We start from the raw sequence: 24,359 nt of genomic DNA, 5'->3' as shown, positions 1-24,359 counted from the left end.
CACCCGCCCCCGAAGGCAGAACGGTGGATACCGGGACAGACCCTGAGCCCCAGCACACAATGCCATGTGACGCAGTCCACTTTCCACACCGGGTTCCGCTTCTTCGCAGTTGAAACTATGTGTCCTGACCGAACGGTCGGTGAGAAACCCCGGTTGACTAGGGAGCCTTGCAGCACGCGACCGCCCGGTCACGAGCAGAAGAAAAAATCCGAACCGTCCACACTCCGAGACAAGGCGGCGGGGCCCGGCCTGAACAGCGCTGAAAAGGTGACAGGCCGGCCTGTCGACATGTCTCCTCGACCTGTCGACAAGTCCACGAATCGCCTCGGCCGAGGTCAGCTCCCGTCTGGTGCCGGGTCCGTGTCCGCAGTCGCCGCTGAGCTGGTTCCGGGTGGCGGCCAGGGGGCCTGGCGCATCAGAGCAGCTCCTTCAGGTAAGTGCCGGTCCGGCTCTGCGGGGCCGCCGCCACCCGCGCGGGTGGGCCCTGGACGACGATCCGGCCGCCTTCCGAACCACCGCCCGGGCCGAGGTCGATGACGTGGTCGGCGGTGGCCACCACCCGCATGTCGTGCTCGGCCGCGATCACGGTGGCCCCGGCCCCGACCAGCTCCCACAGGCGGCCCATGAGGACGTCGGTGTCATGGGCGTGCAGCCCCGTGGTGGGTTCGTCGAGCAGGTAGACCGTGTCCGCGACCTTGCGGCGCTGGAGTTCGGTGGCGAGCTTGATCCGCTGCGCCTCTCCACCGGACAGCTCGGTAGCGGGCTGCCCCAACCGCAGGTAGCCCAGGCCGACCCCGGCGAGGGTCTCCAGGGCCCTGCTCACCGACGGCTCCTCGGTGAAGAACCCCACCGCCTCCTCCACTGACATGGCCAGCACGTCCGCGACGGTCAGCCGCCGGTAGCGCACCCGCAGCGTGTCCTCGTTGTAGCGGGAGCCACCGCAGGTCGGGCACGGAGCGTAGGTGGTGGGCAGGAACAGCAGTTCCACCGAAACGAAGCCCTCGCCCTCACAGGTCGGGCAGCGTCCGCCCACGACGTTGAAGGAGAACCGGCCCGGACCGTAGCCGAACGCGCGGGCGTCGTCGGTGGCGGCGAACAGCTTGCGCACCGTGTCGAAGAGCCCGGTGTAGGTGGCCAGGTTGGAGCGCGGGGTGCGGCCGATGGGCTGCTGGCTGACCCACACCACCCGACCCCGTTCGGCCGCGCGGTCGGCGATCTTCGCCAGCAGCGTGGACTTGCCCGAACCCGACACCCCAGTGACGGTCGTGAACACCCCGAGAGGGACGTCCACGTCCAGGGCCCGGAGGTTGTTGCCGGTGACCCCGCGCAGTTCCAGGGCCCCGCGAGGCGTGTGCGAGGGGCGTTCGGGAAGGTCGTCGTGGAAGAGGTAGCGGCGAGTCACCGACTCCGGCACGTCGCGCAGTCCGGCGACCGGTCCGCTGTACAGCACCCGCCCGCCGTGTTCACCGGCGTCGGGACCCACGTCCACGATCCATTCCGCGCCGCGCACGATGTCCAGGTCGTGCTCGACGAAGCACACCGTGTTGCCGCCGTCCCGCAGCCGCCGCAGGATGCCCGAGAGCGCTTCGCAGTCGGCGGGGTGCAGGCCCGCGGAGGGCTCGTCCAGGACGTAGACCACGCCGAACAGTCCGGTGCCGAGCTGGGTGGCGAGCCGGATCCGCTGGAACTCCCCGGTAGACAGGGTCGGCGCCGGACGGTCCACGCTCAGGTAGCCCAGGCCCAGCTCCTCCAGTACCTCGACCCGCGCGGTGATCTCCTCGGCCAACGCACTGGCCGCCCCGGCCGTTTCCTTCCAAGGGCGCAGCACGGCGACGAGTTCGGTCAGCGGCATCGCGGCCAGCTCGGTGATGGTGTACCCGGCGAAGGTGACCCGCAGCGCCTCCTGCCGCAGCCGCCGCCCGCCGCATTCCGGGCAGGTCCGGTTGACCATGAACTCGGCCGCTTTGCGCCGCCGGGTCTCGCTGGCCGAGGAGGCGTAGGCCTTGAGTACCAGCCGCCGGGCGCTGCTGTACTTGCCCTGGTAAGGACGGTGGACGCGGCCCGCCTCCCGGATCGGGTGGACGGTCACCACGGGCTGTTCGTCAGTGAACAGGATCCAGTCCCGCTCGCCTTGGGGCAGCTCCCGCCAGGGCTTGTGGATGTCGTACCCCAGGGTGTCGAGGATGTCGCGCAGGTTCTTGCCCTGCCAGGCGCCGGGCCAGGAGGCGACGGCGCCCTCGGCGATACTCAACGCCGGGTCGGGCACCAGCGAGCCCTCAGTCACCTCGTGCTCGACCCCCTCCCCGTGACAGGCGGGGCAGGCCCCCGCCACGGTGTTGGGGGAGAAGGAGTCCGAGTCCAGGTGCTCTGCCCCGGGCGGGTAGTCCCCCGCACGGGACAGGAGCATGCGCAGTGTGTTGGAGACGGTGGTCAGGGTGCCCACCGTGGACCTGACCGAGGGAGCGGACCGCGGTTGGGCGAGCGCGACGGCGGGCGGCATCCCGGTGATGTCGTCTACCTCGGGGGCGGGCAGCTGCTGGAGCAGACGCCGCGCGTAGGGCGCCACCGACTCCAGGTACCGGTGCTGGGACTCGGCGTAGAGCGTCCCGAAGGCGAGCGAGGACTTCCCCGAGCCCGAAACTCCGGTGAAGGCGACCAGGGCGTCGCGGGGCAGCTCCGTGTCCACGTTCTTGAGGTTGTGGATGCGGGCGCCGCGCACCCTGATGCGGTCGTCGAACTCTGTCATGCCCACAGGCTTACCCTGCCCGGACCCGGTCCCGGACCATGGACGGCCCGCTTCAGGCAAACCGACACTCAGAGGTTCGTGGCTAATAGAGGTCATTTTTATATTTGCAAGCTCAAATAATCATCTAGTTCGCATTACACGCATAGCAGCACACAGACAACAGACTCATCGCCAATCACCTCGTCAGACCGGACGCAGAGGAAGCCTCCGCCACCTTCGCGGGCACAAGGCGCGGTGGTGACGAACATCCGCGCAGAGCTGGAGAGATCACCTGGGCCGCGCCAGTGCTTCCAGCCCGAGAAGCAGGCCAAAAAGCGCCGAGTACCAAAAATGGCCAATACCGGCCAACCCCAAAGAACTCGAACCCACCGCACAAAAAAAGCGCTGGTGAGAGCCTTGATCTTTACTCAGTGCAACTTCCAATAAACCGAAAATTTCTTGGCTGCCAGCACCCCCTCATGGTTACTCTGTGAAAAATCACTCCCCCGAGGACCTGCACTCCCTGACCCTTGAGTCCTGTCATGCCAGAAAGGCAAAACCACCTTGGAGCGTGCTCTGTGTCCAAACTCGTCGACGTACCCTTCACCACCGACCTCCACCTGCGGCTCCTCCTGAGCCTCGACCGCGGCCACAACGTCATGCGGGCGGTTCAGGCGGCCGTCAATCCCGGCGACCGAGTACTCGACGCCGGAACTGGGAGCGGCCTCCTGGCCCTCATCGCGCTTGCCGCGGGAGCGTCGGAAGCGGTCGGGATCGATCGCCAGCACCTCGACGTCGCGCGCGCGATCGCAGCGAAGAACGGACTTTCGGACAGAATCACATTCACCGAAGCCGACCTGATGGACCCAGACATTCCGGGGATCGACAAAAACCAAAAATTCGACCTGCTCCTGGCGTTCATTTACACCAATCACCCACTGGTCGACGAAGCCCGGTCGCGAATGGTATTTGACCTGCGCGATCGGTTCGGAACCAATGGATGCAGCATCGTCCCCGGGCAGATCCGATACCGTTTCGCGGGCTGCCATCGAAACGACTGGGACATGCACACCGAAATCAGCGATCTCCACCAGGCGGGCGATCTCCTTCGTGGCTGTTACGGATTGGACTTCGAGCCGCTCATCGACCGCACCGAACAGGAGCTGGCGCTCAAGCGAAGCCGTCCCATCGACCCCTCGTCGAAGGACTGGCGGCCCCCGACGAGCATGGCCTCCATCCAATTCTCCAGGGACGGGCTCCGCCTGTTGACGAATCCCGCCCCCTTCGCCGAGATCGACTACAGCGCGGAGAAGTTCACCGGCCTCCCCGAAGAGGCAGAACTCCAGGTCACGTCGCCCGGTCTCCTGACCGGTGTCGTCTGGACCCAGGAACTGGCCTACCAGGACAGGCCCCTGTGGACCACGGAAACGTACACCCCTCTGTCCCAGTCGCTGCACGTCTCGGCCGGTGACCGCGTCACCGTCAGCACAGACGACTCTTGGAAAGCCACCAACGTCCTCCAGGTCCGCTCGCTCACGAAGGATTAACACAGGTGTCCGCTGCTGCCTCGAACCCCTCTGTCCGACTTCCCCGGCACCTCGTCGGTGAAATCGGAGTCACTGCCCGAAGCACCGCTTGTCCCGACTGGTGCCCGGCAGGCGCGCTCCTGGCCATCCTGCGGTCCCGACTCACCGGTGAGACCCTCGTCCGGGTCGTCCTTGAGGACGGGGACGGGGACGGGCTCAGGCACACGCACGTTCACGACCTCCGGCGCGAAGTGTCAACACGCGGCCTGTTGGGCGCGCGTCAGCCGGACGGAGAAGTTCGCGGCGCAGCGGACCTGCACGCCGTGGTGCGGCGCTTCGGCGACCAGCTGCGTTGCGAGATCAGCGCGTGGAACGGTGACGACAGCCCTCACCTGCTCCAGCCCGCGCTGCTGGCACTGGCCGCCGACGCCGCTGCCAACCCGGACTCGCCGATCAGCTGCCTGGCCCTCATCGGCGCGGAGGACCGAGACCTGCTCGACCGCTGGAACCGGACCGACCGCCCCCTGCCTGACAACGCCACGGTCCACGGCCTCTTCGAGAGGCAGGTAGCACGCACGCCCCTGTCCATCGCCGCCACCGACGGAGACCGGACCTTTACCTACCGGGAACTGAACGCGAGCGCCAACCGGCTCGCGCGCCTCCTGCACAAAATCGGAGCGATTCCGGGCGAGCCCGTCGGACTGTGCCTGAACCGGTCGACCGACACCCTCATCGCCCTGCTGGCGGTGCTCAAGGCCGGGCACCCCTACCTGCCGCTCGATCCCCACTACCCGGCCGCCCGCATCCATCACATGGTGACGGACAGCCGAACACCTCTGCTGCTGACCGAACGGAGCTCGACGGTCCCGATCAGCGGTCGGGAGACGAGCCGCCTCGCCCTGGAGGACGCGCTGGAGCTGGCCGCGAACGAGGACGACTCGAACCCGGAACCATCGGTCGGTCCGGACGACCTGGCCTACGTCATGTACACCTCGGGAACGACCGGTTCGCCCAAAGGTGTCGAGGTCGAGCACAGGTCCGCGGTCAACCTGCTCCTGTCGCTGAAGGAGTTGGTCGGGCTCGACGGCGGTGACCACTTGCTCTCCGTAACATCCCTGTCGTTCGACATCTCCGTGTTCGAACTCCTGGGTCCGCTCGCCGTCGGCGCGCGCCTGACCATCGCCCGGGACGGCGAGACCCGGGACGGCCGCCGACTCGGACAGCTCCTCGAAACCTCCGGGGCGACCATCATGCAGGCCACACCCACGACGTGGCGCATGCTGCTCAACACCTCGGCACCGCCCCCGGCCCTGAAGATCATGTGCGGTGGGGAACCCATGCCCTCCGATCTGGCACGGGACTTCCTCGGTCACACGAACGACGTCTGGAACGTGTACGGCCCCACAGAGACCACCGTCTGGTCGACCGCTGCGCGGATCGACAACGACGACCTAGCACGACCCCCGGTGGGCACACCCCTGGCCAACACACGGGTCTACGTGCTCGACAGGTACCTCCAGCCCTTGCCGATCGGCGCCACGGGCGAACTGTACATCGGAGGACTGGGGGTCACACGCGGATACCGCAACCGCCCCGAGCTTTCCGCCGAGCGGTTCCTGAAAACTCCCTGGGACACCGACGAGCGTCTGTATCGCACCGGTGACCTGGCACGTTTTCTCTCCAACGGCCGGCTGGAACTCCTGGGCCGTGTAGACAACCAGGTCAAAATCTCGGGGCACCGGATCGAGACCGGTGAGATCGAAGCGTGTCTGCGCAGCGTGGCCGATGTACGCGACGCCGTGGTGACCGTGGAGGAAGGCGGGCACGGACCGGAGCTCACGGCCTACGTGGTGTGGAGAGGTGCGGAACGGGACACGGCGCGCCTGCGCTCAGCCCTGTCCGTTCACCTTCCCGTGTACATGCTGCCCGCACGTTACACCGCGGTCGAAAGCATTCCGGTACTGCCCAACGGAAAACTCGACCGCGCCTCACTCGTCTCCGCAGCGGCCACAGCGAGCGCAGCGGCCGCGGAGAAGACCCCGGAACCGGCACGGGTACCGGTTCCGGCCGGCGAGAACGCCGTGCTTCCCCAAGCGCCGAGCACGACGCCTCTGCAGGAGGCGGTGGCCGGACACTGGCAGGAACTGCTCGGGGCCCGCGGCCTCGGCCCCAGAGATGACTTCTTCGCCCTGGGCGGCAGTTCACTGAAGGCGGGCGCCTTCGTCAACAGGCTGGAGGAGTGTGCCGGGCAGACCATCTTCGTCTCAGCGCTCTTCGACCATCCGACACTCGCGGGCTTCTGCGCTTTCCTTGAGGCCGAGTACCCGGAGACCGCCGAAAACCTGACCAGAGGAGCCTCCGGGCGCACCCCGGCCACGGACCGGAAGGTGGACGCCGACCGGCTGCGAGTGTTCCGCGACGTGGTCACCGGCCCCCGACCGGTGCCGGGCCAGGACCCGCGTCTGGCCCCCGCGGCCTTCGTGCTGTCAGCACCCCGGTCGGGGTCAACCCTGCTGAGGGTCATGCTCGCGGGAAGTGCGCGGCTGTTCGCTCCTCCGGAGCTGGACCTGCTCGGCTTCGACTCCATGAGAGAGCGCGCGGAGGCCCTGAACGGGCGCAACGCCCACGACGGCCTACAGAGGGCCTTGGTGGAATTGCTCTCGTGTTCCCCGGAGGAGGCCTGCCTCCAGGTCGAGGACCACGACCGGCACCCAAGGACACGCGACGTCTACGCGACACTCCAGGGTCTTCTGGGGGAACGGTTACTCGTCGACAAGACCACGACGTACGCGATGGACCCGTCAGCGCTGAAGCGCGCAGAACAGGTCTTCGACGGGGCCCGGTACATCCATCTGATCCGCCACCCCGCGGCGATGATCCACTCCTACGAGTCGATTCGGCTAGAGCAGGTCTTCCGGCACCGCTTCCCCCACTCCTCCTCGCGGGAGCTCGCCGAACTCATCTGGCTGGCGAGTAACAGCAACGTCGAGTCGTTCTTCCGATCGCTCCCCGAAGAGCGGCGTATGGTCCTGCGGTTCGAGGACCTCCTGGCCGCCCCGGAGGAGCGGATAGGCGAGGTGGCGGATTTCCTGGGGGTCGGGTTCGACCCGCTGATGGCGGCCCCCTACTCGGACCTCGCGGAACGTATGGCCGATGGTCTCCACCCCGTGTCCCGAATGGCGGGCGACCCCAAGTTCACGTCGTACGACCGGATTCGACCGGAGGTCAACGAGACCTGGCGGGGTTCCTTCGACCTCTCCTCGCTGTCACCGATGTCGCGCTTCATCGCGAACCGCCACGGCTACGACGTCGAACCGCGGCTACCCGCGCCGCGGTCACACGAGCCGCGAAGAAGCCCGGTGAGCGCGCACCAACGCGGTATCTACCTGCACCAACAGGTCAGTGGTGAACGAACTCTCTACAACATCTGCAAGGGCTGGCGGATCCGCGGAGCGCTGGAACCCCTCGCCCTGGGTGCGGCGCTCGACCATGTCGTCAGGCACCACGCGGCCCTGCGCGGCACCATCCGGTTGGTGGACGGCGAGCCCACCCTGTTCACCGAAGCCGCTGCCCGTGCGGTTATCGACCACATCCCGCTGTCCGAGGGCGCCTCCGAATCCGAGATCGCCAAGGCTCTGGAGGAGTACGCCGCCACCGAACTCGACCTGGAGAACGGGCCCACGTTCCGTGCCGGGCTGCTCCGGATAGACGACCGCGACCACGTGCTCGTCCTGCTGGTACACCACGCGTTGATCGACGGCTCCTCCTTGGCGGTGGTTTTGCCGGAACTCGCCGACGCCTACAGGGCCGCGGCCAGCGGCTCGGTGTGGTCTCCGCCCTCCGCCGTCCAGCACGTGGATCTTCTCGACGGTGGCGAGGTCGGGCCCCGCAACTCGGAGAAGGACATGGCCTACTGGCAATCGGCCCTGGAACAGGCCCCTCCGGTCCTCACACTGCCCAGCACACGCGAGCGCCCCTCCGTGCGGAGCTACCGGGGCGCTCGCGTACCCATGCGGTTGGCGGGTGACACATGGAAACGCCTCCTAGAGCTGGCCCGCTCCACCGGAGCAACCCCATTCATCACCCTGCTCGCGGCCTTCAAAGCGCTGATGCGGCGCTACAACCAGGCTTCGGAGAACAACCGGGTGATGGTGGGGACCGCGTTCGCCGGACGCAGGGGAGCCGACGGCGTGGTGGGGATGTTCACGGGGACGCTACCGCTCATCACCGGCGTTGACGACGACGTCACCTTCCAAGAGCTGCTGGCCGAGGTCAGGAGATCGTGTTCGCATGCCTTCGAACACCACGACGTGTCCTTCGACGCTCTGATCGACCGACTCGGCGGGGTCAGGGACGCAAGCCTTCCTCCTCTGCTGCAGGTGCTCTTCACCCTTGAGCCCCAACTGACCGAAAAAGTCGATCTGCCGAGCCTCGAACTCGAAGACGTCGACATCACCTGGAGAACGTCGAAGTTCGACCTGACCGTCAGCGCTGTGGCCTCGGAAGACCATCTGTCCGGCTGGTGGGAGTACGATCGGGAACTCTTCGATCCCGAGTGGATCCACCAGGCGGCCGACCACTACGTCCGGTTGCTGGGCCTCATCGCGGACGACCCGGACCGCGCGATCGGGGACTACGACTTCCTCTCCCCGGAGGAACACGACAGAGCCGTCAGGGAGTGGAACAGCACCGCGCGCGACTGGGAGGGCGACGAGCCGCTGGAGACGGCGATCAGGCGGCACGCACTCGCCGCTCCGGACGCAGTCGCGGTCGAGGGTGCCGGACAGCGGATGACCTACGGTCAGCTGGACGCCTCCTCCGACGAACTCGCCGTCCGGCTCCAGGCCGAGGGGTTGGAGCCGGGGCACATCACCCCGGTGCTGACCGACCGGTCCCCGGCCTTCGCCGTGGCCTGCCTGGCGGTCATGAAGTGCGGTGCCGCCTATCTGCCGATCGACCCCTCCACACCAGACGAGCGCATCATCTACATCATCCGTGACTCCGGCGCGCGCATCGCCGTGACCACGGCCAACCAGCGAGGACGGGTCCCGGACGAGGTGGCACAGCTCCGGCCCGACCACATCGACCGCGTATCGGTGACACCCGAGAAGGCTCCCGTGAGCGGGACTGACCCGGCCTACGTGATCTACACGTCCGGCTCGACCGGCCAGCCCAAGGGTGTCGTGGTCGGGCGTCACGGCCTGGAGAACTTCGTCCGCTGGTACTCGGACGAACTGCGGTTGTCCCCGGACGACACCTGCGTCCAGGCGGTCAACCTCGGGTTCGACGCCGCGGTGATGGACCTGTGGCCGACCCTCGCGTCGGGTGCGACCCTGACGATCGCGCCCGATGCCGCGCTGACCGATCCGGCCGGCATGTGGGAGTGGCTCGCCAGGACCGGAGCGACGGTCGGCTTCATCGTCACCCCCGTGTTGGAGGCGATGCTGGCCGAGCCGCGACCCCCGATCGACCGCATCAGCCTGCGGACCGTGGTCACAGGGGGAGACCGTCTGCACCCCCAGCGCATGGACGATTTTCCGTTCCGGCTCGTCAACGGCTACGGTCCGACCGAGACCACGATCCTCGCGACGACCGCTCCGGTCCCCTCGTCCTCGGAGGATCCGCGCACGCCGAGCATCGGGCGTCCCGTTCCCAACACCACGTGCTACGTCCTCGACCGGCGGATGCGTCCCGTGCCCGTCGGCGTCGAAGGGGAGCTCTACATCGGTGGAGCTCAGGTCGCGCTCGGATACCTCAACCGACCGGAGCTGACGCGGGAACGCTTCCTGCCCGACCCCTTCGACGGATCGTTCGGAGCCAGGCTGTTCCGCAGCGGGGACCGGGTGCGGCAGCGGCCGGACGGGACTTTGGACTTCCTCGGGCGCATGGACGACCAGGTTAAGATCCGCGGGTTCCGGATCGAGCTCGGGGAAATCGAGAGTGCGCTGGTTCAGGTCCCGGGGGTCAGAGAGGCCGCCGTCACGGTCGCCGGCTCCGGCGCGGGCCAGCGGCTACACGCCTTCGTCGTCGGTTCCGAGAGCATCACGCGCGACACCGTGTGTGACGAGCTCGGCCGCACGCTGCCCGCGTACATGCTTCCCACCGCCGTCGTTCGGCTGGACGGGATTCCGCGTACCCGCAACGGGAAGACCGACCGCCGGGCCCTGGCCGAGTTGGCGGTCCCGGTCGATGAGGAAGCGGACGACGAGCCGTCCACAGAGCTGGAGGCCCGCCTTCTGGCCCTGTGGCGCCGTGTACTCGACCGGGACGACCTTCGAGGGGGTGACTCCTTCTTCGAATTCGGTGGTCACTCGCTCAACGCGATGCGGTTGCTGTCCGAACTGCACGAGGAAACCGGGCACGAGCTGACTATTCCGGAGCTCTTCAACTCGCCCAGCCCACGGGCCGTGGCCAGGGCACTCGGAAACGGAGACGGCCGTAACGAACGCACGGCGCTGGTCGAGCTGCGTTCCGGGGAGAACAGCGCTCCGCTGGTCTGCACCCATCCTTCAGACGGCAGCGTTCTGCATTACCAGCCGTTCGAGGAGCTGTGCGGTCCACGACAGGCGGTCTGGGCCCTGAGGGCGCTGCCCCACCAAGAGCACGATTCCGTCGAGGCGATGGCCGAGGCCTACCTGGACGAGATCCGGGCGAAGTCGGGGAAGGGGTCCCGGCCGCACCTTCTGGGCTGGTCATTCGGCGGGCTCGTCACGTTCGAGATGGCCCGACTGCTGGAAGGGCTCGGAGAGCCACCCGCATCGGTGGTGCTGCTCGACTCGGAGCCGCTGACAGGTGAGACGACACTGGGGGAGAAGGCACTCCTCGCGGAGTTCTCCCGGCAGCTGAGCCGCCGCTCGGGCAGCACTGAGACACCGGCCCCGACCTCCTGGAGCGAGCTGTTCGCCCTGGCGCGCGAGCACCGCTGGATCGAACCCTCGGTCCGGGAGCGCGAGCTCCGGAACGCCTTCTCGACCTTCCGGCACCATGTTGAGATCGGACGCCGGTACAAGCCCGAGCCGATCTCGACGCCTCTGCACGTCTACATCGCGTCCGAGCGAGACCAGGAGCTGCGCGATGCCCAGCGCGAAGCGTGGGAATCGCTCGGCGCCGGTGGCCTTTCACTGGTCGAACTCGCGGGCGACCACTTCGATGCCGTGTCGGCCGCACACCTGGCGCATGTGGCGAAGGACCTCGGGTTGGCCGGGGAAACCGTTTCGGGAGAGGACTGACCTTGCGCAAGGACTCGCAGTCGGCGTCGGGGACCGAGGAGACCACCCATCGCCTGTCGGCACGCGGCTGGCTGGGCCTCATCGTGCTGATGCTGGGGACTTTCGTGGTCCAGGTCGACTTCTTCATCGTCAACGTCGCCCTGCCCTCGATCCAGCAGGACCTGAACGCCTCCCTCTCGGCGCTCCAGCTCATCGCGATCAGTTACAGCGGAGCCTTCGCGGTGCTCGTCATCACCGGTGGCAGGTTGGGGGATCTTTACGGGCGCAGGACCATGTTCATCACGGGCCTGGTCGGCTTCGCGGCGGCGTCGCTGCTGTGCGGACTGGCCTGGAGTGACTGGGCCCTTGTACTCGGGCGCGTGGCCCAGGGCCTGGCCGCCGCCCTCGTGCTTCCCCAGGCGGTCGGCTCCATCCACACCATGTTCACCGGCGCCGCACGAGAACGGGCGTTCGCGGTCTTCGGCGTGGCCATGGGCGGTGCCTGGGTAGGCGGTATCGTCATCGGCGGCCTGATCATCGGCCCCGAGGGCTCCGGCCTGGGATGGCGGTGGATCTTTCTGGTCAATCTGCCGCTCGCGGCGGTCGCGATCATCGGTGCCCTGCTGTTCGTCGACCGTTCCGAGCCGGCCAAGAACGTGCAGCTCGATCTGGCGGGCATCGCGGTGCTCGGAGCGGTCATCGGCCTCACCGTCTTCCCACTGATCCAGGGGCGCGAGGAGGGGTGGCCCTGGTGGACGTACGCCGCCTTGGGCATGGCGGCCGTCCTGGCCTATGCCTTCGTCCGGATCGAGCAGCGTGTCACCGCGACGGGGAGAACCCCCGTTCTCCCCCTGGAACTCTTCCGGGACCGCAATTTCCGGTTCGGTCTGCTCGTGATCGTCGTGTTCTTCCTGGGACCGCCCGGTTTCTTCCTGTTGACCACGCTCTATCTCCAGTCCGTGCTGGGGTTCTCAGCCCCCGCGGCCGGACTGTCGCTGCTGGCCTTCGGTATCGCTTTCATCTTCGCGACGGAACTCGCCAAGAAACTCAAGCAGCGCATGAACGAGGGGGTACTCCTCCTGGGCATCTCGGCGATGGTCGCGGGAATCCTGGTCGTCGCCGCCGTGGTGGAGGTGTCGGGGACCGGACTCACCATCGCGCACCTGGCTCCCGGAATGGCCCTGATCGGGGCGGGCCAGGCACTGGTGACGGTTCCCCTGTACGAGATGCTGCTGCGCCACGTCCCCGGCACCATGGCCGCGACGGCCTCCGGGGTCTTCACCACGATCCAGATCATTTCCCAGTCTCTGAGCGTGGCGTTCATGGTCATCGTCTTCACCGGTGTGACGGACCTGAGAGGGCAGCCAGCTGTCGAGGAAGGCGCCGAGTCGCTCGCGGTCCAGCTCCGGGAACAGGGCCTGGCAGCGGACGAAACAGTGATCGTGATCGAGGACTACCGCGTCTGCGCGCACGAGGGGCTCGCGCAGGTGACCGCGGGGGTCGACGTGAGCTGTTCGGGCGAGGGCCCCCGGGCGGACGCCGTCGACCAAGCGGTGTCCGAGTCAGTCACCCCCGTGGTGCGGCAGGGCTACTTCGCCAGCCTGATCTTCTATGCCACGGTCCTGCTGCTGAGCGGGGCCACGATCGTGGGGACGGCGCTGCGCAACCGCAGGCAGGAACAGGAAGAAGAGGAGAAGGTTCCGGAGAGCTGACCCGCGAAAAAGACGAGAGTCCCGCCCCCTCGAAAGGGAGCGAGACTCTCAACATGATGTGGGCGTACCAGGACTTGAACCTGGGGCCTCATCCTTATCAGGGATGCGCTCTAACCGACTGAGCTATACGCCCTTGTTCCGACAGGAACTCTACCGTATCCCGGGGGCCGGAGCGAACCGGTTTCCGCAGGGCGGGAAGGAAGGCACACGGCCGGGCCGCGTCCCTCTTCACCTCCCATTTTAGCGGGCTTGAGGAGTGCTCGGGACAGCTGGGGAAAGGCGTCGGGCCCGGCCCGTTTCAGGAAGGCCGGGCCCGACGGGCCTGTTCGAGGGCTACTCGGCCTCGGAGAGGGTCACGTCGACGCCGCCGACCAGGTCGGAGACCAGGTTGTACAGCATCGCGCCCACCGTGGACAGGGCGGTGATCAGCACGACGTTCAGCGCGCCGATCACGCCCGTGTAGCCCAGCACACGACCGGGGGAGAACCAGGCGGCCGGGTTCAGGCCCAGCTCGTCCTCGCCGCCGTCGCCCTCCAGGAGGGCGTTGATCATGCTGGTGAGTTCGTCGAAGACACCCAGCATCGACAGGGTCGCGTAGATCACCGCGACCGCCACGAACAGGATGATGAAGCAGACGAGGGCGACCACGAAGCTGAACTTCATCACCGACCACGGCTCCACGCGGGAGACGGTCAGGTGGGCCTTGCGGCTGGCCAGGGTCGCCTTGACGGCGCCCGGTCCCTCCGGGGCGGCCCCCGAGGACATGGGCTCCTCCGGCTCGGGCCTCGATTCGGTCGTCACTGTCGTTCCCCCCGATTCCGTACCCGTTGCCGTTGAGGAGCCCTCAGCGGTCGACTCCGCCGTCTCCACGTCCGTGTCACCGGCGGTCGCAGCCGCGTCGGACTCGTTGCTGGTGGTGTTCCGCTGGTTCTCAGACATAGAAGCGTTACCGCTGGACTTTCGTTGAGACGGGTCGATGCGTGTGTCCCGTGGGGCCGCCGAAACGAACCCCACGGGACGTACTGGGCTTAACGCGCAGTCTAGGCGTCGGGGTTGCCTTCACCCGAGACCTGCTCCTCGACCGTGTCGGCCGCGGCGGCTTCGGCGGCCTCGACGGCGTCGGCGACCTCCTCGGCCTCAGCCTCCTCCGCGGCCTCGGCGTTGGCCGCGACGGCCACGATCTTGTTGCCCTTGTCCAGGTTCATCAGGCGGACGCCCATGGTAGTGCGGCCGGACTGCTTCACCTCGGCGGCTCCGGTGCGGATGACCCCGCCGGCGGAGGTGATCGCGAAGATCTCGTCCACCTCCGGGTCCACCATGAGCGCACCGACCAGCTTGCCGCGGGCCTCCACGACCTTCGCCGTCAGCACACCCTTGCCGCCGCGGTTCTGCACCGGGTACTGCTCCGAGGGGGTCCGCTTCGCGTACCCGTTCTCGGTGGTGACCAGGACGTCGGTGGAGCCGTCGTCGGGGCGGATGACGTCCATGGAGAGCAGGTAGTCGCCCTCCAGGAACCGCATGCCGATCACACCGCTGGTCGCGCGGCCCATGGGGCGCAACGACTCGTCGGAGGCCGGGAAGCGGATCGCCTGGGCGTCACTGGAGATCAGCAGCAGGTCGTCGCCGGGGAAGACCAGACGCGCCGCGATCAGCTCGTCCTCCTCGCGGAGGTTGATCGCGATGATGCCCGCCGCGCGCGCGGAGTCGAAGTCCTCCAGGCGCGACTTCTTGACCAGGCCCTCGCGGGTGGCCAGCACCAGGTACGGCGCCGCCTCGTAGTCGCGCAGCGCCATGATCTGCGCGATCTCCTCGCCCGGCTGGAAGGGCAGCAGGTTGGCGACGTGCTGGCCGCGGGCGTCACGAGCGGCCTCCGGCAGCTCGTAGGCCTTCGTCCGGTACACCCGGCCCTGGTTCGTGAAGCACAGGATCCAGTGGTGGGTGGTGGTGACGAAGAAGTGCTGGACGATGTCGTCCTGTTTGAGCTGGGCACCCCGCACGCCCTTGCCACCGCGCTTCTGGGCGCGGTAGTTGTCGATACGGGTGCGCTTGGCGTACCCACCGCGGGAGATCGTGACGACCACGTCCTCCTCGGCGATGAAGTCCTCCATGCGCATGTCACCCTCGAACGGGATGATGTGCGTGCGCCGCTCGTCGCCGTACTTCTCGACGATCTCGCCCAGCTCCGCACGGATGATGCTCCGCTGGCGCACGTCCGAGGAGAGGATGTCGTTGTAGTCGTCGATGAGCGCCATCAGCTCGTCGTACTCGGCCGTCAGGGCGTTGCGCTCCAGGGCGGCGAGCTTGCGAAGCTGCATGTCGAGGATCGCACGGGCCTGGATGTCGTCGATCTCCAGCAGGCCCATCAGGCCGGTGCGCGCCTCGTCGGCAGAGGCACTGCTCCGGATGAGGCTGATGACCTCGTCGATGCGGTCCATGGCCCGCAGGAGGGCGCGCAGGATGTGCGCGCGCTCCTCGGCCTTGCGCAGGAGGTACTGCGTCCGGCGGACGATGACCTCGACCTGGTGCTTGACCCAGTGGCGGATCATCTGGTCCAGGCGCAGGGTGCGCGGCACCCCGTCGACCAGGGCCAGCATGTTCGCGCCGAAGGTGTCCTGCAGCTGGGTGTGCTTGTACAGGTTGTTCAGCACGACCTTGGCGACGGCGTCGCGCTTGAGCACGATGACCAGGCGCTGGCCGGTACGGCCGCTGCTCTCGTCTCGCACGTCGGCGATGCCGGTCATCTTGCCTTCCTTGACAAGATCGGCGATCTTCAGCGCGAGGTTGTCCGGGTTGACCTGGTAGGGCAGCTCGGTGATGACCAGGGTCTGACGGCCCCGGCTGTCCTCCTCGACCTCGACCACGGCGCGCATGGTGATGGAGCCGCGGCCGGTCCGGTAGGCCTCCTCGATCCCGCGCTTGCCCACGATGAGGCCTCGGGTCGGGAAGTCGGGGCCCTTGACCCGGGCGATGAGCTGGTCGAGCAGCTCCTCGTCCTCGGCCTCGGGGTTGTCCAGGTACCAGTTGACGCCGTCGGCGACCTCGCGCAGGTTGTGCGGCGGAATGTTGGTCGCCATCCCGACCGCAATACCCGAGGAGCCGTTGACCAGCAGGTTCGGGAAGCGGGCGGGCAGTACGACGGGCTCGGAGGAACGGCCGTCGTAGTTGGGCCGGAAGTCGACGGTCTCCTTGTCGATGTCCCGGAGCATCTCCATGGCCAGCGGCGCGAGCTTGCACTCGGTGTAACGCATGGCGGCGGCCGGGTCGTTGCCAGGCGAGCCGAAGTTGCCGTTCGGGTCGACCAGCGGCATCCGCATCGACCACCACTGGGCCAGGCGGACCAGGGTGTCGTAGATGGCGCTGTCACCGTGCGGGTGGTAGTTACCCATCACGTCACCGACGACGCGGGCGCACTTGAAGTACCCGCGGTCGGGGCGGTAGCCGCCGTCGTACATCGCGTAGAGCACGCGCTGGTGGACCGGCTTGAGCCCGTCACGGACGTCGGGGAGGGCGCGGCCGACGATGACCGACATCGCGTAGTCGAGGTAGCTGCGCTGCATCTCGACCTGGATGTCGACCGGTTCGATCCGATCGGTCACGCGCGGCAGGGACTCCACACCGGAGTCACCGCCCTCAGGGGCGTCGGGGCTGTTCGCATCCGTCACGGATGTCGATCCCTTCTACGAAGCTTGTTTGAGCACGGGTGGGAACAGGGGACCTAGATGTCCAGGAAGCGGACGTCCTTGGCGTTGCGCTGGATGAAGGCGCGCCGCGACTCGACGTCCTCACCCATGAGCACGCTGAACATCTCGTCGGCCTGGGCCGCGTCCTCCAGACTGACCTGGAGCAGGACACGGCGGTCCGGGTCCATCGTGGTGTCCCACAGCTCGTTGGCGTTCATCTCGCCCAGACCCTTGAAGCGCTGCACCATGTCGCGCGGGCGCGGGTCCCTCTTGCCCTCGGCGATCCCGGCCTCGATGATCCGGTCCCGCTCGGCGTCGGAGAAGGCGTAGCCGGCGTCGCTGCCCTTCTGGTCCCACTTGATCTTGTAGAGCGGCGGGGCGGCCAGGTAGACGTTCCCGGCCTCGACCAGCGGCTTCATGAAGCGGAACAGCAGTGTGAGCAGCAGCGTGCGGATGTGCTGACCGTCGACGTCGGCGTCGGCCATCAGGATGACCTTGTGGTACCGCAGCTTCTCGGCGTCGAACTCCTCGTGGATACCGGTGCCCAGAGCGGTGATGATCGCCTGGACCTCGTTGTTCTTGAGGATGCGGTCGATACGGGACTTCTCGACGTTCAGGATCTTGCCGCGGATGGGCAGGATGGCCTGGTTGTGCGGGTTGCGACCGCCCTTGGCGGAGCCACCGGCCGAGTCGCCCTCGACGATGTAGACCTCGCACTCCTCCGGGTTGGTGGACTGACAGTCCGACAGCTTGCCCGGGAGGGAGGTGGTCTCGAGGAGGGTCTTGCGGCGGGTCAGGTCGCGGGCCTGGCGGGCGGCGACCCGGGCACGGGCGGCCTGGCTGGCCTTGGACACGATGTCCTTGCCCTCACCCGGGTTGCGCTCGAACCAGTCGCGCAGGTGCTCGTTGGTGACCTTCTGGACGAAGGACTTGGCCTCGGTGTTGCCAAGCTTCGTCTTGGTCTGGCCCTCGAACTGCGGGTCGGCGAGCTTGACCGAGATGATCGCGGTCAGACCCTCGCGGATGTCGTCACCGGTGAGGTTGTCCTCCTTGTCGCGCAGCAGCTTCTGGTCCCTGGCGTACCGGTTGACCAGAGTGGTGAGCGCGGAGCGGAAACCCTCTTCGTGCGTACCGCCCTCCGCCGTGTTGATGGTGTTGGCGAAGGTGTGCACCGACGAGGTGTAGGACTGGTTCCACTGCATGGCGACCTCGACCGCGATGCCTTCGCCCTCCTCCTCGAAGGAGATGATCGACGCGTGCGCCGGCTCCTTCTTGGCGTTGATGTGCCGGACGTAGTCCGACAGCCCTTCCTCGTAGTGGAAGGTGTTGACCACCGGGGCGTCGTCGATGTGGTCGGGCCGCTCGTCGCGGATGGTGATGGACAGCCCCTTGTTGAGGAAGGCCATCTCCTGCATCCGGCGGGCCAGCGTCTCGAACGAGAACGTGGTGGTCTCGAAGATGCTGCCGTCGGCCCAGAAGGTGATCTGGGTACCGGTCTCGTCAGTCTCCTCGCCCTTGATGAGCTCGCCGGTGGGGGCGGTCATCTCGTAGTGCTGGCGCCAGACGTGCCCCTGCTGACGAATCTCCACGTCCAGGGCCGTGGACAGCGCGTTGACGACGGAGATGCCGACACCGTGCAGACCGCCGGAGACGGCGTAGGACTTGCCGTCGAACTTGCCGCCCGCGTGCAGCGTGGTGAGGACGACCTCCACGGCCGGACGCTTCTCCACGGGGTGGATACCGACCGGGATGCCTCGACCGTTGTCGGCCACCCTGATGCCGCCGTCGGCGAGCAGGGTCACCTCGATGGCGTCGGCGTGACCCGCCAACGCCTCGTCGACCGAGTTGTCGACCACCTCGTAGACCAGGTGGTGCAGACCCCGCTCCCCGGTGGAGCCGATGTACATGCCTGGGCGCTTGCGTACTGCCTCAAGCCCCTCGAGAACCGTGATTGATCCTGCGTCGTAGGCCAAGTGGGAACACCCTCCTGCTGGGGACGCCTGTCGGCCGCGGCCGAGCGGATACGGGCAACCCACGGCAGGGTGATCGAGGGGCCGACGTGCCGCGACACCTGGGGGATCACCGTTCACCGCACGGGCCGTCCGCCCACCCTCTATATGGGGGCGTGGTACCGGCTACAGGCGTCTGAAGAACCGTCCCCATGATACCCCGGACGGTGCGACAAAGTGGCATTGGCGGCGCTGTGCCGCCCGAGAACGAACGTTCGGGGCGGGAGCCGAGTCCCTACACGCGGGTGGGCCCTTGCGCAAGTCCCGGCGCGGTTGAGTGGCCTTGGAAGGCTGATCACCCTCCGCTCTCCGATGCCGTGGCCCGAGTGCAGGGGGTTCGCTCCCGAGATCCGAACCGCCCCGAAGACCCCACGGGACCACCCTGAACACCCAGGTCACAAAGCCTTTCAGCACTTCGGAGACCAACACCCAAAAGGGTCATCGACGGCGGAAACCGGGACCCTTGACCTTGATGGCGATGACGGTGCCGTCCCCCAGCTCCTCGTTCAGACGGCGCATCAGATCCCGCACCATTGCTCGCGCGTGGGCCGCCATCGTCGGTGAATCAGCCACCACGACGAGTTCGCCTTCCGAATAACTCTCCGGGCGCAGGTGCTCGGCGTTGAAGTCGCCCACGATGTCCGCCCACCGGCCGAACACCCCGCCGATAGCCACCTGCTCCTGCCAACCGTGCTCGATCAGCCAGGTGCGCACCGCGTCACCGAACAGTTGGGGCTCGTTCCGTGACCGCAATCGGCCACGCTTTCGATTCCGGTTCATCCCCCGGGGCACCGCTCCGCGGTCGCGGGCCTCTGCCTTGGCCCGGGCCAGCGCCTGGCGGGCCAGATCGGCACCGGAGACAGGGGAGGGGTCCGGGGCGGGGGCAGGGGTGGAATCGCGAGCAGACGGGGGCCCCGAAGGATTCTTGTCCACAGGCTGTGGAGGGGCAGCGTCGGACGGGGACCCCGGGGCGTCATGACCCGACCTCGGATCCACAGGCTGTGGATAACCCTCACTCACTCTCGACCACCCCCCGGCGCACCCCGAATCTGGCGCCGTCCAGCTCCTTCGGGATGTCCTCACCCACCGCCGCGGTCACCAGCACCTGCTCCGCGTCACGCACCCGCTCGGCCAGCCTGCGGCGGCGCTCGGCGTCCAGCTCGGCGAAGACGTCGTCCAGGATCAGGACCGGGTCGTCACCCTCGGCCCGCAGCAGCTCGAACGCGGCCAGTTTGAAGGACAGCGCGTACGACCAGGACTCCCCCTGACTGGCGTACCCCTTGGCGGGCAGTTCACCAAGCTGGAGGTGGAGTTCGTCGCGGTGCGGGCCGACCAGGCTGATACCCCGCTGGAGCTCGCGGTCGCGCGCCTCGGTCATGGCCGCGCGCAGGATGCCCACAAGCTGTGGACGGTCGTGCGGAAGTTCCTGCCCCTCCGGGACGGCCGAACTGCGGTAGGTGGGCACCGCCGGACCACCGGAGTCGGTCAACCCCGCGTAGGAGTGCGCGATCAGCGGCCGCAGCTCCTCCACCAGCCCCAGCCGGGCGGACAGGAGCTCAGCCCCGGTCTCGGCCAAGTGGGAGTCCCAGACCTCCAGCGTGCTCAGGTCCGGGGTGCCGCGCTGGCGCAACCGGGCCGAGGCCGACTTCAGCAAGGCGTTGCGCTGCTTGAGCACCCGCTCGTAGTCCGAGCGCACCCCCGCCATCCGTGGGGCCCGCGCCACCAGGAGGTCGTCGAGGAAGCGGCGCCGCTCACCCGGGTCGCCCTTGACCAGAGCCAGGTCCTCGGGGGCGAAGAGCACAGTGCGCAGGATGCCCAGCACGTCGCGGGGGCGCCCGGCCGCACCGCGGTTCACCCGGGCCCGGTTGGCCCTGCCCGGGTTGATCTCCAGATCGACCATCATGTCCCGGCCGTCCCGGACGACCTTGGCGCTGACGATTGCTCGGGGCGCGCCCTGGCGGACCAGCGGGGTGTCCGAGGAGACCCGGTGGCTGCCGAGGGTGGCGACGTAACCGATCGCCTCGACGAGGTTGGTCTTGCCCTGGCCGTTGGAGCCGACGAACACGCTCACGCCGGGTTCGAGTCGCAGCAGGGCCGACTCATAGGAGCGGAAGTCGGCCAGTTGCAGGTGGGAGACGTACATCCGGCCTTCCTCCTGAAGCGGGGGAGCGGAAAAGACGGGGAGACAGTGCGAAGCGGTGAAAACAGTGGAACACGCTGGGAAAACGGTGCCGGGGGCGGTCCGGTGAACCCCGGACCGCCCCCGGAGAGAGAACAGGGTGCGGCTAGTCCTCGTCGACGGCCTGTGCCTCGGCCTCGGTGACGGTCTTCGCCTCGGTCTTGGTGACGGCGTGCCCGCCGAACTGGTTGCGCAGGGCGGCGACGACCTTCATGGCCTGGCTGTCGTCCTGGCGGGAGGCGAACCGCGCGAAGAGCGAGGCGGTGATCGCCGGGGCGGGGACCGCGAGGTCCACGGCGGCCTGGACGGTCCAGCGGCCCTCACCGGAGTCCTGCACGTAACCGCGCAGCTCGGACAGGTCCGGGTCCTCCTCCAAGGCGCGGCCGAGCAGGTCCAGCAGCCAGGAGCGGACGACCGTGCCCTCGCGCCAGCTCTCCAGGGTGCCGGGGACGTCCTTGACGATGCCGGAGGCGACCATGAGCTCGTAGCCCTCGGCGAAGGACTGCATCATGCCGTACTCGATGCCGTTGTGGACCATCTTCACGAAGTGCCCAGCACCGACCGCACCGGCGTGCACGAAGCCGCCGCCGTCGTCGGGGGTGAGGGAGTCGAAGACGGGGCGCAGGCGCTCCACGTCCTCGTCCCGGCCGCCGATCATGATGCCGTAGCCGTTCTGGCGTCCCCACACACCACCGCTGACCCCGGCGTCGACGTAGCCGATGCCCTTGGCGGCCAGTTCTTCGGAGCGCGGGACGTCGTCGACGTAGTGGGTGTTGCCGCCCTCGACGATGATGTCGCCCTCGGAGAGCAGATCGCCGAGCTCAGCGATGATCGTTGCGGTCGGGTCGCCGGCCGGGACCATCACCCACACGGCGCGCGGCGCCTGGAGGCGGTCGACCAGCTCGGGCAGCGTCTCGACGTCCCGCTCACCGGGGGAGACGTCGTAGCCGACGACCTCGTGGCCCTTCTCGCGCAGGCGGGCGGCCATGTTGCCGCCCATCTTGCCGAGACCGATCATTCCGAGTTGCATGTGTGGACTCCCCCTTGGGCACCTGTGGACATGTGGAAGCCGCACGCCCGTGGCGCTGTGCGCGGGCGGCGGCCCCCGAACGACCGAATGGCCGGATGGTCGAACGGGTGTTCCGGTCAGCCGGAGAGGCGGACCGGCATGATCAGGTAGCGGTATTCGGGGGACGAGCCCTCCTCAGCCGGCTTGCCGGTGAGGATCGCGGGCTTGGTCGAGGTGGTGAAGTGCAGGCGGGCCACATCGGTGCCGATGGCGCCGAGCCCGTCCAGCAGGAACCCGGAGTTGAAGGCGATCTGGATGTCTTCGCCGTCCAGTTCCGCCTCGAGGGTTTCCACAGCCTGTGCGTCCTCGCCGGTGCCCGCCTCGAGCACCAGGGCGCCCTGGGAGAAGGCCAGCCGCAGCGGGGTGTTGCGCTCGGCGACCAGCGAGACGCGCTTGACGGCCTCGATGAACTCGGAGCGGCTGACCTCGGCCACGGTGTTGAAGGTGTCCGGCAGCAGGGCGCGGTACTTGGGGAACTCGCCGTCCAGCAGACGCGTGGTGGTCCGGCGGCCGCCGCCCTCGAAGCCGAGCATGCCCTCGCCGGAGTCGCTGCCCGACAGGGCGATGGAGACCTCGGCGCCCGATGTGAGCGTCTTGGCGGTGTCGTGGAGCGTCTTGGCCGGAACCAGCGCGACAGCGGACAGCTCGGGGTTCTCCGGCTTCCAGCTCAGCTCGCGGACGGCCAGGCGGTAGCGGTCGGTGGAGGCGAGCGTGATGGTCTCGCCCTCGATCTCGACCCGGACGCCGGTGAGCATCGGGAGCGTGTCGTCACGCCCCGCGGCCACGGCGACCTGGCTGACCGCGGCGGCGAAGACGTCGCTGCCGATGGTCCCGCTGACACCGGGCATCTCCGGCAGGGACGGGTAGTCCTCGACCGGCATGGTGTTCAGGGTGAACTTGGCGCTGCCACAGCTGACGACGACCTTGGGGCCGTCCGTGGAGATCTCCACAGTCTGTGGAGGAAGGTTGCGGGTGATCTCGGCGAGGAGACGACCGGAGACCAGGGTCTGCCCGGCCTCCTCGGTCTCGATGTCCACCGCGACCTGCGCCGAGACCTCGTAGTCAAAGCCGGACAGGCGCAGCCGCTGGCGGCCGTCGGTCTCGCCGGCGTCCAGCAGGATCCCGGCCAGGACCGGAACAGAGGGGCGCGTCGGCAGTGTTCGCGCTGTCCAGGCGACAGCGTCGGCCAGTACGTCGCGTTCGACCCGGAACTTCACTTTCCGACTCACTTTCCGCAGGACCGGGGGACCGGTCGCAGCCTCAACGTTGCAGCTCGTGGGTGTCTCGTGGATCGGCCGGAGGGCTCCGTCCCCAGGATGTGGACGGTGTCCGCGCCGGAGGCGGACCGAGCCACGGAAGCGGCCTCGGATCCCGTAGGGGCCACCGCTCAGATCTGGAGCGGCGGAGGACAGGGGCGAGACCACACGTTACCCGGATTCACCCGCTGCCGCTGCCAGCTCAGGACCGGACCGCCGTCACCTCGATCTCGGGGCTTTGTCCACAGATTTTCCGCGAAGCTGTTTTGACGCCACATCTTGGTTAATGAAGGTGCGTCGTAGTAGTAGGGCCTGTGGATAATGTGGATAACCCTTGTTCTCGCAGGTCAGACCGCGAATTTTTGTCCACAGGCCCTGTGGATGACCCTGTGCGTAACTCGGCCCGCCTGTGGACAGAAACAGGGGCCCCCAGGTTGTCCACAGCTCGTCCACAGGTTCATCCACAGGTTTTCCCCAAGTTGTCCACAGCGGGCGGTGGTGCGGTGATCCGATGACGGGTGGCTGTGTCCACAGGGCGACGGTGAGTTACCCACAGGATTCGGGGGGTTGTCCACAGGTTATCCACAGTGTTGTCCACAGATTTGGCGCCCTTCCTGTGGATAACTTCGCCGAGAAACCTCAAAACTTTTTTTCGGAGCACCGTACAGAGCTCGCGAAGCTGGACAAAGAGTCTGTACACAGGGTTTTCCACAGGCTCTTCTCAAACTACGAACCCTGATCGTTGTCACGGTCCCTCGTCACGGCCTTTTCCTGCCGGTGTGGGCAGGGCAACAGGCTCTGGAGGCCCTGGAAACCAGGGGAAACAGTGTGTGTCTGGCATGGACGGTACGCCTCGGCCATGACACGGGCTTACCTCTCCACAGGGGAGAAACCCTCACACAAGCCTGTGGATAACTCTGTTCGGGCGGTTCCGGGGAAGGTTCGGAGACTGTGGACAGAGCGGAGGGGCGGGAGACGGCGCTCAGGCTGTGGAC

11 protein-coding genes and 1 tRNA gene are annotated in these 24,359 nt (G+C 67.6%); 3 read left to right on the top strand and 9 right to left on the bottom strand.

The genetic code is table 11. The features are described from left to right. Positions 1 to 415: 415 nt before the first annotated feature. Entirely contained in the window at positions 416 to 2,746 is a 2,331-nt protein-coding gene (locus tag D457_RS0104590; protein ID WP_017579469.1) for an ATP-binding cassette domain-containing protein, read from the bottom strand. A 557-nt stretch (positions 2,747 to 3,303) separates the two neighbouring features. Between D457_RS0104590 and D457_RS0104585 the strand changes: the two genes are divergently transcribed. The 3 genes from D457_RS0104585 (at position 3,304) to D457_RS31875 (ending at position 13,171) form a co-directional block, all read left to right on the top strand. Beyond that, positions 3,304 to 4,272: a 50S ribosomal protein L11 methyltransferase gene (locus tag D457_RS0104585; RefSeq protein ID WP_017579468.1), complete on the top strand. Its 969-nt coding sequence runs from the start codon at positions 3,304 to 3,306 to the stop codon at positions 4,270 to 4,272. A gap of 248 nt (positions 4,273 to 4,520) precedes the next feature. Next, positions 4,521 to 11,480: a non-ribosomal peptide synthetase gene (locus D457_RS0104580; RefSeq protein WP_160167385.1), complete on the top strand. Its 6,960-nt coding sequence runs from the start codon at positions 4,521 to 4,523 to the stop codon at positions 11,478 to 11,480. Between the two features lie 2 nt (positions 11,481 to 11,482). Further along, positions 11,483 to 13,171: an MFS transporter gene (locus D457_RS31875; RefSeq protein ID WP_017579466.1), complete on the top strand. Its 1,689-nt coding sequence runs from the start codon at positions 11,483 to 11,485 to the stop codon at positions 13,169 to 13,171. Positions 13,172 to 13,230: 59 nt separating this feature from the next. On the opposite strand, the gene D457_RS0104570 is transcribed toward D457_RS31875, so the two are convergent. From D457_RS0104570 to dnaN, 8 genes are all read right to left on the bottom strand, one after another. Further along, positions 13,231 to 13,304: transfer RNA gene (locus tag D457_RS0104570), tRNA-Ile, on the bottom strand. A gap of 200 nt (positions 13,305 to 13,504) precedes the next feature. Further along, positions 13,505 to 14,110 carry a DUF3566 domain-containing protein gene (locus D457_RS0104565; RefSeq protein WP_026116325.1) on the bottom strand — a complete coding sequence of 202 codons (606 nt, stop codon included), beginning with the start codon at positions 14,108 to 14,110 and terminating at the stop codon, positions 13,505 to 13,507. A 101-nt stretch (positions 14,111 to 14,211) separates the two neighbouring features. Then, the gene (gene gyrA / locus D457_RS0104560; protein WP_017579463.1) at positions 14,212 to 16,833 is read right to left on the bottom strand and encodes a DNA gyrase subunit A; all 2,622 of its coding nucleotides are present in this window, start codon (positions 16,831 to 16,833) and stop codon (positions 14,212 to 14,214) included. Positions 16,834 to 16,886: 53 nt separating this feature from the next. Further along, positions 16,887 to 18,824 carry a DNA topoisomerase (ATP-hydrolyzing) subunit B gene (gyrB, locus tag D457_RS0104555; RefSeq protein ID WP_083926663.1) on the bottom strand — a complete coding sequence of 646 codons (1,938 nt, stop codon included), beginning with the start codon at positions 18,822 to 18,824 and terminating at the stop codon, positions 16,887 to 16,889. Between the two features lie 474 nt (positions 18,825 to 19,298). After that, on the bottom strand, positions 19,299 to 19,793 hold the full coding sequence (locus tag D457_RS0104550; RefSeq protein WP_394297029.1) for a DUF721 domain-containing protein: 495 nt from the start codon (positions 19,791 to 19,793) through the stop codon (positions 19,299 to 19,301). 79 nt (positions 19,794 to 19,872) lie between these two features. After that, on the bottom strand, positions 19,873 to 21,003 hold the full coding sequence (gene recF / locus D457_RS0104545) for a DNA replication/repair protein RecF (protein ID WP_017579460.1): 1,131 nt from the start codon (positions 21,001 to 21,003) through the stop codon (positions 19,873 to 19,875). A 142-nt stretch (positions 21,004 to 21,145) separates the two neighbouring features. After that, positions 21,146 to 22,069: a phosphogluconate dehydrogenase (NAD(+)-dependent, decarboxylating) gene (gene gnd, locus D457_RS0104540; protein ID WP_017579459.1), complete on the bottom strand. Its 924-nt coding sequence runs from the start codon at positions 22,067 to 22,069 to the stop codon at positions 21,146 to 21,148. A 116-nt stretch (positions 22,070 to 22,185) separates the two neighbouring features. Beyond that, the gene (gene dnaN, locus D457_RS0104535) at positions 22,186 to 23,325 is read right to left on the bottom strand and encodes a DNA polymerase III subunit beta (protein WP_017579458.1); all 1,140 of its coding nucleotides are present in this window, start codon (positions 23,323 to 23,325) and stop codon (positions 22,186 to 22,188) included. Positions 23,326 to 24,359 lie beyond the last annotated feature (1,034 nt).

Origin of the sequence: Nocardiopsis valliformis DSM 45023, assembly GCF_000340985.1 — a bacterium.
GTDB lineage: Bacteria > Actinomycetota > Actinomycetes > Streptosporangiales > Streptosporangiaceae > Nocardiopsis > Nocardiopsis exhalans.
The sequence above is the reverse complement of the archived record's forward strand: the minus strand, read 5'-3'. Positions and strand labels throughout refer to the sequence as shown.

Coding starts and splice junctions, on each gene's coding strand:
- D457_RS0104590 (WP_017579469.1), bottom strand. CDS start 2,746: ATGACAGAGTTCGACGACCGCATCAGGGTGCGCGGCGCCCGCATCCAC.
- D457_RS0104565 (WP_026116325.1), bottom strand. CDS start 14,110: ATGTCTGAGAACCAGCGGAACACCACCAGCAACGAGTCCGACGCGGCT.
- recF (WP_017579460.1), bottom strand. CDS start 21,003: ATGTACGTCTCCCACCTGCAACTGGCCGACTTCCGCTCCTATGAGTCG.
- gnd (WP_017579459.1), bottom strand. CDS start 22,069: ATGCAACTCGGAATGATCGGTCTCGGCAAGATGGGCGGCAACATGGCC.